General features: G+C 40.6%; 14 protein-coding genes. 8 read left to right on the top strand and 6 right to left on the bottom strand.

Annotation, left to right across the window (positions count from 1 at the left end):
- Window positions 1-90: 90 nt before the first annotated feature.
- Both NT175_05135 and NT175_05130 read right to left on the bottom strand, forming a co-directional pair.
- Complete coding sequence (locus NT175_05135) at window positions 91-375, bottom strand: T9SS type A sorting domain-containing protein (protein MCX6234098.1); 285 nt, start codon at window positions 373-375, stop codon at window positions 91-93.
- A 36-nt stretch (window positions 376-411) separates the two neighbouring features.
- Window positions 412-1,083 (bottom strand): hypothetical protein, encoded by a 672-nt coding sequence (locus tag NT175_05130; protein ID MCX6234097.1) that lies wholly within the window; start codon window positions 1,081-1,083, stop codon window positions 412-414.
- Between the two features lie 410 nt (window positions 1,084-1,493).
- On the opposite strand from NT175_05130, the gene NT175_05125 reads away from it, so the two are divergent.
- Window positions 1,494-2,522, top strand: coding sequence for a zinc-dependent alcohol dehydrogenase family protein (locus NT175_05125; GenBank protein ID MCX6234096.1), 1,029 nt, complete (start codon window positions 1,494-1,496; stop codon window positions 2,520-2,522).
- A gap of 16 nt (window positions 2,523-2,538) precedes the next feature.
- Here the strand turns inward: NT175_05125 and NT175_05120 are convergent, their stop codons facing one another.
- Entirely contained in the window at window positions 2,539-3,384 is an 846-nt protein-coding gene (locus tag NT175_05120) for a histone deacetylase (protein MCX6234095.1), read from the bottom strand.
- A 13-nt stretch (window positions 3,385-3,397) separates the two neighbouring features.
- Window positions 3,398-4,315, bottom strand: a complete 918-nt coding sequence (locus NT175_05115; protein ID MCX6234094.1) for a class I SAM-dependent methyltransferase — start codon at window positions 4,313-4,315, stop codon at window positions 3,398-3,400.
- A gap of 72 nt (window positions 4,316-4,387) precedes the next feature.
- Here NT175_05115 and NT175_05110 point away from each other — a divergent pair, with 72 nt between their 5' ends.
- From NT175_05110 to NT175_05100, 3 genes are all read left to right on the top strand, one after another.
- The gene (locus NT175_05110) at window positions 4,388-5,188 is read left to right on the top strand and encodes an RNA methyltransferase (GenBank protein ID MCX6234093.1); all 801 of its coding nucleotides are present in this window, start codon (window positions 4,388-4,390) and stop codon (window positions 5,186-5,188) included.
- A 60-nt stretch (window positions 5,189-5,248) separates the two neighbouring features.
- A complete protein-coding gene (locus tag NT175_05105) occupies window positions 5,249-6,436 on the top strand; it encodes a class I SAM-dependent methyltransferase (protein ID MCX6234092.1) in 1,188 nt (395 codons plus the stop codon).
- Window positions 6,437-6,548: 112 nt separating this feature from the next.
- Window positions 6,549-7,271 (top strand): prolyl oligopeptidase family serine peptidase, encoded by a 723-nt coding sequence (locus tag NT175_05100; GenBank protein ID MCX6234091.1) that lies wholly within the window; start codon window positions 6,549-6,551, stop codon window positions 7,269-7,271.
- Between the two features lie 7 nt (window positions 7,272-7,278).
- Here the strand turns inward: NT175_05100 and NT175_05095 are convergent, their stop codons facing one another.
- The gene (locus NT175_05095; protein ID MCX6234090.1) at window positions 7,279-9,933 is read right to left on the bottom strand and encodes a DUF5110 domain-containing protein; all 2,655 of its coding nucleotides are present in this window, start codon (window positions 9,931-9,933) and stop codon (window positions 7,279-7,281) included.
- Window positions 9,934-10,098: 165 nt separating this feature from the next.
- Window positions 10,099-11,703, bottom strand: a complete 1,605-nt coding sequence (locus NT175_05090; protein ID MCX6234089.1) for an OmpA family protein — start codon at window positions 11,701-11,703, stop codon at window positions 10,099-10,101.
- A 791-nt stretch (window positions 11,704-12,494) separates the two neighbouring features.
- On the opposite strand from NT175_05090, the gene NT175_05085 reads away from it, so the two are divergent.
- From NT175_05085 to NT175_05070, 4 genes are all read left to right on the top strand, one after another.
- Window positions 12,495-13,196 (top strand): ABC transporter permease, encoded by a 702-nt coding sequence (locus NT175_05085; GenBank protein ID MCX6234088.1) that lies wholly within the window; start codon window positions 12,495-12,497, stop codon window positions 13,194-13,196.
- A 58-nt stretch (window positions 13,197-13,254) separates the two neighbouring features.
- Window positions 13,255-14,040 (top strand): ATP-binding cassette domain-containing protein, encoded by a 786-nt coding sequence (locus NT175_05080; protein ID MCX6234087.1) that lies wholly within the window; start codon window positions 13,255-13,257, stop codon window positions 14,038-14,040.
- A 43-nt stretch (window positions 14,041-14,083) separates the two neighbouring features.
- Entirely contained in the window at window positions 14,084-14,827 is a 744-nt protein-coding gene (locus NT175_05075; protein MCX6234086.1) for an MlaD family protein, read from the top strand.
- A gap of 244 nt (window positions 14,828-15,071) precedes the next feature.
- Entirely contained in the window at window positions 15,072-16,748 is a 1,677-nt protein-coding gene (locus NT175_05070; GenBank protein ID MCX6234085.1) for a hypothetical protein, read from the top strand.
- Window positions 16,749-16,813 lie beyond the last annotated feature (65 nt).

Raw genomic sequence — 16,813 nt, 5'->3', positions numbered from 1 at the left:
TGTGTTACAATTAATTAGGTAAACCACAAAGGAACACAAAGGCAATCACAAAGGAACTCAAAGGGCTTTCGAGACAGACTCAAAATTAGCTTATTTTCTCCGAATAATAAACTTGCACCTTCCAATCACCTTTCCCTCACTGGTGACCACAGCGACATACATTCCATCGTTCCACCCGTTCACATCCACAACACTGGCTCCCTGGTAAGGGTAAATCTTTTCTTCATGCACTTTGCGGCCTAACTTATCAAAGCACTGTAACATTATGTTCGTGTGGTACCGTGTGTTTTCATGTTGAAATGTGATCTGTTCCTGTGCCGGGTTGGGAAAGGCTTTTACCGGTATTGTTTCAAGCGATGCATAGCTGTCTATCATTATAAAAAGTGGCCTCAGATAAACATGATATGGATTTCACGGGTAAGGATAATAACAATATCCAGAAATAATATAATCTTTTTGAAATTTATAAACTCTACCTCCACTAGGTGAATTAATCAGAGGATAATTATTTTTTGAAGCGTAAGGTTTTTTCCATATCAAATCCCCATTTTTTTCAAAATAAAATAGAAATACCAGTTCAATTTCATCATCAGAGTCTAAATATGCCAAAGCTAATATATCACCATTATCAAGTATTAGAACGTCTGAAAACCAACCATAAGTATACTCATTATCAGTAAATATTTTACACCATTGTTTATCACCACATGAATCAATTTTTATAATATATGGCCGGCATTCTTCATTATTGAGCCATACACAACTTGCAATAACGACTTCGCCATTATTATCCGTTGTAGCCCTTCCCATTACAATTCCAGAATTTTCCCAGTATAGAAATTTTTCCCATAATTTATTTCCATTAATATCAGTTTTTATAAGCCAGGCTTCATATTCATTATTGGATGGAAGTTCATGATTTCCACTTATCAAGTACCCCTTATCATAATATTCTAATATATCACCGATAGATTCATTTTTACCAGGCTCACCAAATATGGTTTCCCATCTTTGTGATAGACAATTGGGAATCTGATAAACAAATAAAAAGGAGAAAAACAATATATATATTAAAATTCGCATATTTTAAAGTATTATAATTTGATCAATTGTATAAATATATAACGTACCAGTAAGAATTTGACACTTTCAATTTTTCACCATTATTAGATTGGGATGCAATATTGAGTCTGTAAATCTTCGGCTAAAGATAGTCTATATATTCCTGTAAGGCAAATATTTGAGAAAAAAGATTCGGGAGTAGATTTAGCCCTTGTTATAATTTTTCCGAAATTTGAACATCGGGTCCACTCCGAAAGGTGGTTATTGAAAATCAATATTGGGCTAAAGCCCTATATACCATCAATTTGCCTTACCCCGGCCTTAAGGCCGGGGTAATTGATAACCAGTTGGTTACCGGACTTTAGTCCAAAATGATTATTTTCGGAGTGGACTCAATATTCAATCTGAGGTGTACTTAAAATTTCGAGCCAATGAAAGCCATGCTGTTGACCGATCTATATGATTTGAAACAGAATGAGAAGCCGCTCATTATTGCCGAGGTGCCTCAGCCTGTACCCAAGGATTATGAAATTCTTATTAAGGTCGCTGCCTGTGGTGTGTGCCATACGGAGCTTGACGAAATTGAAGGCCGTACACCGCCACCATATTACCCTGTCATACCTGGTCATCAGGTCATCGGCCATGTTGTGGAAGCTGGTAAACAGGCACGATTATTTTCAACTGGCGACAGGGTAGGTGTGGCCTGGATTTATTCTTCCTGCGGACATTGCCAATATTGCATTGGCGGGAGGGAAAACCTGTGCGCTGACTTCCGCGCCACAGGCCGCGATGCAAATGGCGGTTATGCAGAGTATATGGTTGTGAATGAAAATTATGCTCATGCCATTCCTGAAGGTTTTTCCGACGTAGAGGCAGCGCCACTTTTATGTGCAGGAGCGGTTGGCTACAGATCTCTGAAGCTAAGCAACCTGGCAAACGGACAGAACCTCGGTCTGACAGGCTTCGGCGCCTCCGGCCACCTGGTGCTTAAAATGGTCCGACATAAATTCCCTGATGTGAAAATCTATGTCTTTGCACGCAACAAAGAAGAAACAGCTTTTGCCAGGTCTCTGGGAGCTGCTTGGGCGGGAGATATTACGGATACTCCCCCCGAACTGATGCATACCATCATCGACACCACACCTGTGTGGCAACCTGTTGTCAGGGCATTGCAGTATCTCCAGCCCGGCGGAAGATTGGTGATCAACGCCATACGGAAAGAAAATCATGACAAGGAATCCCTCCTGAACCTGGATTATCCTGTGCACCTGTGGATGGAAAAGGAGATTAAAAGTGTGGCTAATGTGACCCGTTCCGATGTCAGGGAGTTTCTTCAACTGGCAGCAGAAATGGCTATTCATCCTGAGGTGCAGGTATATCCATTGGATGAGGCAAATGAAGCCCTTATTGAGCTAAAAAACCGGAAGATCAGGGGAGCCAAGGTGCTGAAAATAAGCTGATCCGTTATGGTTGAACTCACAACGATTTGTTTATTCCTTCCATGAACAGGTCGATGCATTTCTTTATATCATAGTGATACCCTCCTTCAAGGACGGCAAAAACATTTTTAAAAGATTTTCCCACCCTGTATCCACATTCATAAAAGGCATTCAGCGAATAATTCAGTCCCAGTATCCTGTCTTTTGAATAACCATCAAAGCCCGCTGATACAGCTACGACATCTGGGCAGAACTTTTCTGCCTTTTTTATAGCCATGTCGACGGCGGCAAGAAATTCCATATCGCCGCTGCCGGCGAATAAAGGCACATTCATGGTAAAGCCCTCTCCTTCGCCTTCGCCGGTTTCGTCCATGAATCCGCTGAAGGGAAAGGCATAAATCTGGTGTACTGAAAAGAAAAAGACCTTATTGCTATTGTAGAAAATGGATTGTGTTCCATTGCCATGGTGACCATCAATATCGAGGATAAAGACTTTTTTACCCTCGCTGACCAGTTTTTGTGTGGCAATGGCAATATTATTAAAAAGGCAAAATCCCGCTTCTCTGTTTGTACCGGCATGGTGCCCCGGTGGCCTGACGACTGCGAAATCGTTTTGCTGCGAGGCAAGCACCGTCAAACCGACGGCCACACATGCTGCATCATAGCTTCCGGGCGACAGCCACACTTCTGCCAATATGCTATTATCGTTACATGCCTCATAAATTTTTTTTCTGTAGGATTCCGGATGAACCAGTGTGATGTATTCTTCACCATTTACTTCGACTTCTTCTGTCTGCCCCTGAAATTCTTCTATCCGGTAAGGACCTTCACCGTCACTGTCGGGATTATGCTGCAAAAACTTACTGTTAAATAAGGCTTTCATGATGATCAATTGTTTATCGTGCAAATCGCAAAAAGGTTCCCAGTGGCAGTTTACACCCTGTTTTTGATGAAATATAAAATTCACCGAGTTCGGGATTTGGGAAAGCGAATTTTTCTTTAATAAGATTTTCGATGACCAGGGCAGATAAACCCATTGAATAAAAATTCAATATAAAAAAACTGTTCATTTCATAGAGCAGCTGCCCCGACAGGGTCACAAGTTCATTTATTCCCTCTTCAAAAACCCACTTTTCACCTATTGGTCCTCTTCCGTAAGAAGGAGGGTCCATAATGATACCATGATATTTATGGCCTCGTATGACCTCTCTCCTGATGAATTTCAGAACATCTTCAACCACCCACCGAATATCTTTGAGATGACTGGCCTGCATATTGACATTCGACCAGTTAACTGTCTGTTTCACCGAATCAACATGAACAATATCGGCGCCTGCGTATTTTGACACAAGAGAGGCGACACCGGTATAAGCGAATAGATTGAGAATGTGGCACTCCGGAGTTTTTTTGGCCATTAAAAAATCATAAATATATGACCAGTTGATAGCCTGTTCAGGGAATATGCCAATATGCCCAAAGGCTGTCAAAGCCAGACGGATACTGAGCACCATGGCTTCATATTCATACTGGATGAACCAGTGTTCCGGCATGCCGGGCCGCATTTCCCATCTCCCCCGTTCATGTCCGGTACTTGAATCCCCGATTCCCTTAGTTCGTGTGTACTTGGCTGTCCATAACTTGTCCCACTCCTGTTCAGAAAGTTTTTTATCCCATACGGCCTGGGGCTCAGGACGGTAAAGAATGTACTTACCAAATCGTTCGAGCTTTTCGAATTGACCGGCATCGATGAGCTCATATTCTTTCCAGACAGGTGGTGTTAAAAGTTTATACATCAGGGATAGACTATCAGGCATAATATTTACTGTAAAAGTAAGTAAAATGACGTATTTTTGAATGGAGAAAATATGTTTTGATAAAACAATATGATTATGCGGATTTCCAGTATAAAAAATCCACATATAAAAAATCTTGTTGCCCTGCAAAAAAGCAGTACAAGAAAGAAAACCGGACTATTTGTCATTGAGGGGCTTAAAGAAGTTCAGCTGGCTGTGGCCGGAGGTTATTTGATGGAAACTGTTTTTTATTGTCCTGAGATACTCGGTGATATTCATTTACCGAAGATTCAGTATTCCATTGATCATATACCCGTAATAGTCGGAGTTGAGAGGAATGTCTTTGAAAAGATAGCCTACAGGGAAGATAGTGGGGGTATTATGGCCATAGCCCGGCAAAGGAGTTTGACGCTCGGCTCCCTTAAACTTTCGGAGAAGCCCCTTGTTGTAGTTCTGGAGAAAGTCGAGAAGCCCGGCAACATGGGTGCTATATTGCGTTCAGCCGATGCTGCAGCAATAGATGCTGTCATTATCTGCGACCCGCAGACAGATATTTACAATCCGAATGTCGTTCGCTCAAGCATTGGTTGCCTTTTTACCATCCAGGTTGCCATATCAAACTCTTCAGAAACATTGCATTGGCTGAATACCAGGAATATCCGTGTGTATGCGACGACACTGGAAGCATCGGAATTTTATCACAAGGCTGATTACAGGGTGCCATGTGCCATTGTGATGGGAACAGAATCAACAGGACTCACCGGTTTCTGGACTTCACATGCTGATGCTAGGATCAAGATACCCATGCTTGGACGGATCGATTCGCTGAATGTCTCCACAGCCGCTGCCATAATCATTTTTGAAGCTAAAAAGCAGCGTGACTTTGCGTACTGACATGGCATGCAACAGTAATGATGGCTCAGGTTAATTAATTAATCAATATTCACATTCGCTATGTCAAAAATTATTCTGAAACCAGGTCGTGAAGCCATGTTGTTACGCTTTCATCCCTGGATTTTTTCGGGAGCGATAAAATCCGTTGAAGGTGAGCCCTCTTCAGGGGAAACCGTTGATGTCATCTCTTCTGATGGACGCTGGCTGGGTCGTGGCGCATATTCACCACAATCGCAGATACGCATCAGGATGTGGTCATTTGAAAAGGGTGAAGACATATCAGGGTTGTTCTTTCGTAAACGATTTGAGAGAGCAAAGAAAGCCCGTGAAGAACTATATATATGCGTCAGAACATCAGCATACCGCATGGTCAGCTCTGAAGCTGACGGGTTGCCCGGATTGATCGTGGATAAATATGCCGATTACCTGGTATGCCAGTTTCTGTCGGCAGGAGCGGAATATTGGAAAGGGGAGATCGTGCGGCAATTGGAGGAATTATTTCCTGTGCTAGGAATTTATGAGAGGTCGGATGCCGATGTCCGGTTAAAAGAAGGCCTGGAATCTGTCAAAGGCGTTCTGTCGGGCAAAATGCCTCCAAAGCTTCTTGACATACATGAGGATAGCGTGAAATACAAGGTCGATATCATAAATGGCCACAAAACCGGCTTTTATCTTGACCAGAGAGACAACCGTGCCTTCATCACAGAATATGCTGAGAAAAAGGACATTTTGAATTGTTTTTCCTACACAGGTGGCTTTGCCTTAAGAGCGCTAAAATCCGGTGCTACTCATGTCACCAATATCGACACCTCGGAAGAGTGTCTGGATTTGGCTCGTAAAAATGCGGAATTTAACAGATTCGACATCGATGCAATGGAAAACATTACCGGGGATGCTTTTTATGTTCTCAGGTCATTGCGTGACCAGGCGCGCCAATTTGATATCGTTGTGCTTGACCCGCCGAAATTTGTGACTTCTGTAAAACAAATGATGAGCGGAACACGGGGATATAAGGATATAAACCTATTGGGAATGAAATTGTTGAAACCTGGTGGTATCCTTTTTACGTTTTCCTGCTCAGGACTTCTGGAAGAATCGCTGTTCCAGAAAATCGTTGCCGATGCTGCCGTTGATGCCCGGCGGGATGTACAGATTATCAGGTACTTGGGCCAGGCAGCTGATCATCCTGTCGCTCTGAATTTCCCGGAAAGCCGTTATTTGAAGGGAATGGCATGCAGGGTATGGTAGGAGGCTCAAAATTAAAAATCAAAAATCAAAAATTAAAAATTGTGGGAGAGGGGGGGAGAGGTGAGTGAGAGATCAATTAAATTTGTGAAGTGAATAAACCTCCAACAGTGGTATGAATATTCTGACACACACAATATTTAAACTGATCTTCGGTATTGCTATTTTAAGCTTTATTTGCATGGATGCCATTGGACAGCAGTCCCCTCATCTTTTCAGCTATGGTTTTTTTAATAAAACCAGGGTGCATTATTTGCTTTATCTTCCTGTTGATTATGAAAAATCAAACCAGTCGTGGCCTCTTATGCTTTTTCTTCATGGAGCCGGGGAGAGAGGAACCAACCTCGATCTGGTAAAAAAACATGGTCCTCCTATGCTGGTTGAAAATGGCCAGCAATTTCCCTTCATCATCCTGTCGCCGCAGTGTGCCGAAGATCATATCTGGTCGTCACGCAGCCTCATTAAATTGATTAGGTATGCAATGAAGACCTATCATGTTAATAAAGGCCGGATTTATGTGACAGGCATTAGCATGGGCGGGCATGGCACATGGGAACTGGCCTGCAAACATCCTGATTATTTTGCTGCCATTGCCCCTGTTTGCGGTTACGGAAATCCATCTAAAACAGTTCACCTTAAAAAGGTCCCTGTCTGGGTCTTTCATGGGGCCCGGGATGATGTGGTTCCCGTTATCAAATCAGAAGTGATGGTCAACGCACTGAAAAAGGAGGGAGGTCAGGTCAGATTTACCATTTATCCTGATGCAGGACATGATGCCTGGACCGACACCTATAATAACCCGGAGTTGTATAAGTGGCTTCTTGAGCAGTACAAATAAACAATGATCAATGATCAATGATCATTGTCTTCAACAGGTCATAAACTGGGATATATTTGGGATTGTTTATTTGTTCAAGAATGCTGAGGAACTCCTTAATTGATTTTTCCATGCCGGTGATTTGCTGAGCAACGTATGCCGGATCCGGATTCATTGAGAGTTTATTCCCTGTTTGAGCTATATCAACCACATCTTCAAGAAGATAGATATGATTATATTCCCATTGCAGGTTGTTGATGAGTTTGACTACATGCAACATTCTGTTGATTGTGGCGGCCTTTCCTGAAAGTAAGGCAATGTCCATTTCGGGCAGTACAATTTCAATAATAACTTCATCGTGGATGCTGTATCTTTCGGTATAGACAATTGTCGTCAGGTTATTGCCGTCATATATCCAAGATCCTGGCATTTTTTCAGATGAGAAGCGGGTGTCGGAGCCATTTACCTTGACCGACAAAGGCGGGTAGCAAACAGGAAGCCGGATTTCATAAGCCCGTTCAGTAATCATACCGCTGAAGCTGCCCTTCACAGGGGAAATCTTTATAATTAGTGTATGACCATTTTTCGTAAATGAGATATCTGTCAGAGTATATTCTCCTTTCGTGTAATTCTGGTCATTTCCTGCATCGTCGTAAATAGTCGTTTTTCCTGAAGTGCCTGGAAAGACGTTGAGAATAAGAGGATTGACAGGTTTTTCGCCAATACGTTCCATTTCAGGTTGCATGGGGATAATGGCACCTTGTTTTACATAGAGAGGTATGTCATCCAGAAGAAAAGTGCCGGTTATGATCTGGTCGCCGGGTAAAATTGTTCCGGAAAACCATTCAACCCAGTTGCCGGCCGGAAGCCATGTACTTTTTAGTGTATAAAGGCTGTCACGTCCGTCAGCATATTTATTCATGGCTCTTGTCACAGGTGAAACCAGGATATCGTCACCAAACATATATTGTCCTTTGAAAGTATAGGCGTTTTCTTTTTCCGGATGGTCGTAATACATAGGTCGAAGCAGCGAAATGCCGGTTTCGTAAGCTTCATGGGAGGCGGTATAGATGTATGGTACCAGGGAATATCTGAGCTTGACCGCTTTACGCATGGCATAATAATATTCGATAGGGTAGGCCCACATCCTGCGTTCTATCTCAGGATCTTTTGTGCAATGTGTCCTGAATATCGGGCTAAAGGCTCCCCACTGCACCCAGCGGGTAAAAAGCTCAGGATCTTTGCGGAAGTCGTTATTCGGGCCTTTATAATGTCCGCCGATATCATGGCTCCAGTAACCATAACAAACATTTGAAGCGGTGTATGTAAAGTATGGCTGGAATTGCAGGGAATTCCATGTAATGCGTGTGTCGCCTGAAAATCCGATCTGATAACGGTGATTGCCCAGACTGCCCCAGCGGTGATACAACAATGGCCTGACCTTATTCTGACGTTGCATGTCGCTGAAAAATACATAGTTCAGGTAGAAAGTGGGATTTACACCTTCTATTTTGGTGGTACTCCATTGCTGCCAGTCGAGCCACCAGAAGTCGATGCCCTGTTCCTGCATCGGATGCATGATTAATTTGAAACAATTGCCGGCAAAATTTTTATCGACGATATCGAAAGGAATATATTTTTTTGTCGCCGGATCGATGCCCATAGCTTTTGCAAATTCAGGGTAGATCTTCTCGTGAGGTTGTATGCCTGATGCCGGGTGCAGGTTTAGGCAGGTCCGCAATTTTTTTTCAGCAGTCCATTTTAGAAATGAAACAGGATCTGGAAAATATTTTGGATTCCAGGTGAAACCGGTCCAACCGGCCCATTCCCCAGCCTGATCATTTTGTTTTTCTCCATTGACAAACCATTCTTTCTTGTCGACAATATGCCAGTCCATATCTATAACCAAAACATCCAGCGGCATATTATGGATTTCATATTCATTGACCAGTTCCTTGAACTCCTGGTCGGTATAAGCCCAATAGCGTGACCACCAGACACCGAAGGCGAATTTAGGTGGCATAGGTATCTTGCCGGCTATCTGGGTGAAATCACAGAGAATAGTTTTAAAATCCTTTCCATATCCAAAGAAGTACATGTCCTGCAGGTCCTTTGCCGGGCGTGGCATAACCCACGGCCATTCAGTATTATCGAACAAGGGTCGTTTTGAATCATCAACCATCACCCACCCATCGGTGGAAATAATGCCTGGATCAAATTCCAGGAATGCCTTTCTGTTATCAGAATAATTGCCATCATATCCATCCAGGGTGCGCGCTGTTCCCAGTAAATTGCCTTTGTTTTCCAGTCCGGGATGCCAGACTATGTTCTGATCACCTGACCGGATGCTGATGTTAAAATTTTTTTTATCGAATTTTCCGCTGTTCATGCGGTATTTAAGCTCCAGCTGTTCCGTTTTAATAATCAGCCAACCATTGTTTTCTTCCCTGGTGAAAACAGGTACAAGCAAGTTACGGTTGATGAAAGTAAGTGATGCGTGATCCTCAAACTGCCCGTCTTCCGCCCACTCCATTCTGATAACCCGTGGAGTGAGAACAGTGAATCGGACCTGCCCTGAGATTACTATTGCCTCTTTGCTGGCAATAGGATCATAGCTCTGCGATTTTGAACTAATTGTGATCATCAATAGGAATGATAATAGAAATAATGACTTAATTCTCATTGTAACAGAAATTAATAATCTAATTCGAAGGTACTAATTTATAAATTAACCGTCTTTATATATTTGTTTTTGTTGCTAAAGTTATACCGGATAAAATAATTAAAAAGGGCCATCCGCAATAAAGCGGACAGCCCTTTTAACTATGAGAAAAACTGTCAAATTTTTCTATTGAACAAAGTGTATTTCAACGCGCCTGTTCCTTTGTCTGCCTTCAGGTGTGGTATTTGTATCTCTTGGTCGTAGTTCACCATATCCAATAAAAGTTAACCGTGTGGGATCGATACCTTTATCAACAAAGTATTGTCTCACAGCATAGGCGCGGTTCTCTGATAAAGTCTGGTTGTATTCGTCAGTGCCAACCCAATCAGTATGACCTTCAATTGCGAATGTTGAGTTTGGAAATTCACCCATAATTTTTACGATGTTATCAAGCCTCGGAAAAGATACCGGCTTAATGACATATTTAGCTGTTTCAAACTCAATATGATCAGCAAAACTCTGCATGGTTTTTTCAACTTCTTTGACCTTGATTGTATCAATTAAAGGACAGCCATTATTTGATTTTGGACCTTTCTCTTTGGGGCATCTGTCAGTTTTGTCCGGTATGCCATCACCATCGGTATCAGGGCAACCCTGTAATGCTATCACTCCAGGGTCTGTGGGACACAGGTCATCAATATCTGCAACACCATCATTGTCCGTATCGGGGCAACCTTTAAGTTCTACAGGTCCGGGAACATCAGGGCATCTGTCGTCCATATCCGGAACACCATCTTTATCTCTGTCAGGGCAACCATTTGACTCAATAGGTCCGGGTACGTCAGGACATCTATCATCCATATCCGATATACCGTCTTTATCTCTATCAGGACAACCCATTAATTCGACAGGTCCGGGTTGATCTGGACATTTGTCTTCCATATCCGAAATACCATCCTTATCTCTGTCAGGGCAACCCATCAATTCCATAGGCCCAGCTTGTAATGGACATTTATCCAGGCTATCTACCAGTCCGTCGCCATCGGTATCAGGACAACCATCAAATTGCTCAAGGCCCCATACAAATTTGCAGGCATCATCCCTATCGGCAATACCATCTTTATCTGTGTCTTTGGCTTTTCCGAACCTGACTTTCAGGCCAAGGGAATAAGCCAAATAATCGTGGAAATCAGGCACATATTTATAAGAGGCTGTAAAATTAATACCAAAATGTTTAATAGGCCATATCTCAAGCCCAAGGCCATAACCGGCAGTGAAATAAGTGACCTTGTTTGGATCTAAGTTTTGATCATTTAAGTTTTGATCTTTTGCGAAATGCATTCCTGTTGCGCCAATAGATCCAAAAATATAAGGAGTAAAGATGGAATTTTTGCTCAGGATATATCCATTGGCAAACTGGTACTGTAACTCAAAGTGGGAATTCCACACGAAGTCATTCTGCAGCTTAATGATTTCAGGATTAGGATCGTTTGGAGCACCGGCAAATCGGATTTCCGAATTCTCATACTGCTGAAATCCAAAGGAACCTTCAACGCTGAGAGAGGGGATAAGAGAACGTCCAATTGATATCTTGGAAGGTACTTTCTCTCCAACCCAATGGGATTGAGTTAGCTGGTCCCGGACGGGTAAATCCACGGCCCAGAAATCGACCCAGTGCCAGCTTACACCGACAGCCCAGGGATATTTGGTGTTCTGAGCATTTGCGGTTAAACTGACAAGCAGTATCCCAACAAGGATCTGCAATTTGATAAGTTGTAATAATTTTTTCATATGTGTAGTTTTTGGTTAGATTTTAATTAACAAGAATTTTTTTGTTTTTAAGTTGGAAGTAAATTTTAAAGTACAAAGGTGAGTCATATAATTCCGGAAAACGTTACACAATTCCAGAAAAGAGTTACATCATTCACACATTTCCTCTTGTGATGTGCTTCTTTTGATTAAGATTATGGAGTGGGATGTGTTAATTCTGCGCTTACGCACACCGGTAACTGTATTATTGAGTAAAGTAAAGTTGTTCATGGGCTTAAGTAAGTTTGATTATCTGAAAACTGAATCATTTTCTTCAATGTGTGAATCATGTAACTTATTTAAAAAGTTATGTAACACTTTCGCAGGAAAATGCCCATAAATTTGTGTATAATAAAAGATTACGGGATATTTATTTTATATCGATCCGGTTATATCACCATGTATACCACTTTAAAATTTTCGTTTTACGCAAAATTTGTTCTAAGAGCTAACGAAACATTAACTTAGCAATTGCGGAAACAGGTCGATGCATGCAGTGAAAGGTATGACAAAACCGGCACTGCTGATTTTCTGACAGGCATTAGGGAAGGGCACGAAACAATAACATAGATATCGCAAGGATATTTGAATTAAAGTAAATTGCTTTTAACATAACCGGCGAAGGCATAAATGAAATGGGAAAATTTAATCCTGTTATTAAAGTAAAAGGTTTTGCAACGGAGCAATCCATGAGGCTCAGCGAAAAAACGTTGGCAAAAACTGAAAAGGCAAATAACTTTTTAACAGATTTTGCAGATGTTTTCTTGTTTATAATGCGTATCATAAAAGAAACATTTTCGCGCGACTTTGAATTTAAAGAATTTTTGCATCAATGTTTTCAAATCGGATATAAATCATTACCGCTTATTTCAATCACGGGAGCCATAATGGGTTTGGTGCTAACTATTCAGACGCGCCCGGCACTTGTTGATTTCGGAGCAGTAACCATGCTTCCCGGAATGGTAGCAGTATCTCTTATCAGGGAATTGGGCCCGGTTATAACGGCACTTATATGCGCAGGAAAAATTGGTTCGGGCATGGGAGCAGAATTAGGTTCAATGAAAGTAACCGAACAAATTGATGCCATGGAGGTATCCTCCACTAATCCTATAAGATTTTTAGTTGTCACAAGAGTGTCAGCAGCAACGCTTATGATACCCTTATTAATTTTATATGCAGATGCACTTGGCATCTTAGGAAGCTGGGTAGGCGCAAATATTAAAGGCGATGTATCGTTTGTTTTATTTTTCGCACAGGCATTTAGCCATGTTGAGTTTATGGATTTTTTACCTGCTGTCATAAAATCCTTTTTTTTCGGAGCAGTAATTGGAGTAGTAGGATGCTATAAAGGATACAATGCCGGGCGCGGAACCGAAAGTGTAGGCATTGCTGCAAATTCTGCTGTTGTATTAGCATCACTCCTGGTGATAATTGTCGATATGATTGCAGTACAAGTTACCGACATGCTGATATAATTTGAAAACAAATGAATTTGAAAATTTGAAAATGTAAGAAGAAGATTTGATCATGATGATGAATAATGCCAATACAGAAAATAATGCTTCATTTAAAACGATAAGCGATGAACCGGTTATTGAAATTCATAATCTTAAGAAATCATTTGGCAAACAAGAGGTATTAAAAGATGTTTCTTTGAAGCTTTATAATGGCGAAAACTTAGTCGTGATTGGTAAATCAGGAAGCGGTAAATCTGTCTTAATTAAGTGTATTGTTCGTTTATTAAGTTCTGATGGCGGAACAATAAATGTGTTTGAAAAAAATGTGAATACATTAACCAGAAAAGAATTGGGCGAGTTGAGACAGAAAATTGGTTTTCTTTTTCAAAGTGGTGCATTGTACGACTCCATGACGGTGAAACAAAACCTGGAATTTCCATTGCGAAGAATGAAAAAGAAACTTACCGAAAAAGAAATTAAAGAAAAAGTAAATGAGGTTTTAGAAAATGTCGGTTTAGCTGATGCACTGAATAAAATGCCCTCACAACTCTCGGGCGGCATGCGAAAAAGAATAAGCCTAGCACGCACTATTGTTGTGGATCCAATGATAATGCTATATGACGAACCCACAACAGGACTTGACCCTGTTACTTCCGATGAAATAAGTTCACTCATCAATGATGTCCGGAAAAAATATAAGACATCTTCACTGATCATCACACATGATATCAAATGTGCCCGTAACACAGCAAACCGAATTATCATGTTATTGGATGGCGAAGTTTATATGGAAGGAAAAGTAAAGGACTTTGAAAACTCAACCGACACGATAATTAAATCTTTCTTTATGTTGAATGGATAATTGAGTCAAATAAATAATTCAGCACATTTAATCAAAAAATAAAATGGATACGCACACACAAAAATTTAAAGTACGTTTAGGGCTGTTTGTCGCAGGAGGATTGGCACTTTTTGTACTGGCCATATTTATAATCGGAAAGCAAAAGAATTTATTTAATCCTGTTTTTAAACTTACAACTACCTTTTACAATGTAAGCGGATTACAGGTCGGAAATAATGTCCGCTTCTCCGGAATTAATGTAGGCACTGTTGACAACATCAGCATCATTAACGATTCAACTGTAAAGGTAGATTTGTTGATTAAAAAAGATGTTAAGCAGTTTATTAAATCGGACTGTGAAGTGGCAATAGGTTCAGAAGGACTTATTGGCGACCGGCTTTTAATTATTACGCGTGGAAGTTCTGATGCTCCTTTAGCAAAAGAAGGACAACACCTTGCATCAACCGAGCCTGTTGAAACAGATGCCATCATGGCAAGTTTGCGGGTAACAGCAGGTAATGCCGAAATTATTTCGCAACAACTTGCAGAGATTATGATTAAAATAAACAGCGGAAACGGAACACTTGGCAGATTAATTCATGATTCAACCATTGCAGAAAATTTTAATCAGACCATGGTGAATCTTAAACAAAGTACCAAAGGATTAAATGAAAATATGGAAGCAGCCAAAAATAATTTCCTTTTAAAAGGTTATTTTAAGAAGAAGGCAAAAGTGGAAGAAAAAAAGAAGAAGGACGCTGAAGAAAAAAAAGCAGCGGAACAAGAAGTACAAGATGAAAAGAAATAATTCTTACTTGGATATAAAATACTCATAACCAATATGGAAACGATGCAGGCCATAGGAATGGTGACTTCTCAATATTTAAAAACGGCAAGTGCAAATGTGGTTCAAAAATATTTTCTTATTTTTTTTTGTTTCAATTTTCATAAGTGAATTTGCATTTGCACAAGAAACTCTTCCCAAAACAGATTCAACCAATCTTTATAAGAATATTGAATCCTATTCCAAACGAAGCAAGTTTACTGAATTTATGTACAGGTTAATTTTTAAACCGGTTGCAACCACCTCACCCAAAAAGAAAGTATATAAGAAACTGATACAAAAACCATACAGCGCCTTTGAAGGAAAAATTATCAGGCATATTAACATCGTAACACTGGACCCATTTGGTTATTCAATAGCTGACACCATTGCAGTATCGCAAAACTTTTTAATTAAAGCCGGAAATAAGTTGCATGTAAAATCTCAGCGTGTGGCCATTCGCAACCTCTTGCTTATCCGGCAAAACCAACCATTCGATTCATTGCTTGTAAAAGAATCTGAACGATTGGTGCGCAGCCAGGGATATGTACGCGATGTTTCATTTTTCGTTATAGCTACTTCAAAAAACTCCGACTCGGTTGATATTTTTATTCGCGAATTGGATAATTGGAGCATTATTCCTAAAGTAGCAGTTACCACTTCACACTTCACTATTAATTTAACTGATAAAAATTTTTTAGGGTTCGGTCACGAATCACAAAATGGTTTTACCTGGTATCATACAACCGGTGACTATGGTTGCAATATAAATTACTTCATTCCCAACATCCGCAATACTTATATTAACACAACACTTCATTATGGCACGGACGAATTCGGAAATTTTACCAAGAGTTTTGCAGTTGACCGTCCGTTTTTTTCGCCCTTTGCAAAGTGGGCGGCAGGTGTAAATTTTACGCAGCAATTTCGCAAGGATTCCATCCGGACAAGCGATTCGCTTTTCTTGCTGCAGAGATTTAAATTTAACGCACAAGATTATTGGGCGGGTAATGCCTTGCAAATATTCAAAGGCAATACAGAAAATAATCGTACAACTAATTTTATTTCTACCGTACGTTTTTTACGAATCCGCTATCTCGAAAAGCCAATTGAGATGTTTGACACGCAGCACATGTTTTCAAATGAAGATTTTTACCTGGCAGGCATTGGAATATCGACACGAAAATATGTGCAGGACAAATTTATTTTTAATTACGGCATAACAGAAGATGTACCTATTGGAAAAGTTTACAGTCTGACAGGTGGCTATCAGGAAAAAAATAATACCGGCCGTTTATATTTAGGCGCGCGTATTTCTTTTGGCAATTATTATCCATGGGGATACCTTAGCTCTGACTTCGAATACGGAACTTTTTTTCGTGCATCACATGTACAGCAGGGAATGTTATCGGTTAGCGTAATTTATTTTACAGGATTGATAGAATTAGGGAAATGGAAATTCAGGCAATTTGCCACATCGCAGGTTACTATTGGCATAAACCGGTTCCCTAACGATAGTTTAACTCTCAATGAAGGTTATGGTCTGGATGGATTTAACAGTTCTGCATTGTCCGGTACCAGCCGCCTATTATTTACGTTGCAAACACAATCATACACCCCATGGAATTTTATCGGATTCCGTTTTGGCCCCTATCTTGTTTATTCACTTGGCATGCTTGGCGATGCAAAAGGATTTAAAAACAGCAGTGTGTATTCACAAATAGGGTTGGGAGTTTTAATTAAAAATGAAAGTCTGGTTCTTAATACATTTCAAATATCCATTGCATTTTATCCCTTAATTCCAGGTATTGGACAAAATGTTTTTAAAATAAACTCATTTAAAACAACTGATTTCGGCTTCAGAGATTTTGAAATAGGAAAACCGGATATAATGGTATTTCAATAAAGTAAAATAATACATCATCATCATAAGCTTATGCGGACTCTTTTTTGGTGCAGAAGCTTTGCGGG

Source organism: Bacteroidota bacterium, assembly GCA_026391695.1.
Classification (GTDB): domain Bacteria; phylum Bacteroidota; class Bacteroidia; order Bacteroidales; family JAGONC01; genus JAPLDP01.
Note: the sequence above shows the minus strand (reverse complement) of the source record. Positions and strands in the feature narration are given on the sequence as shown.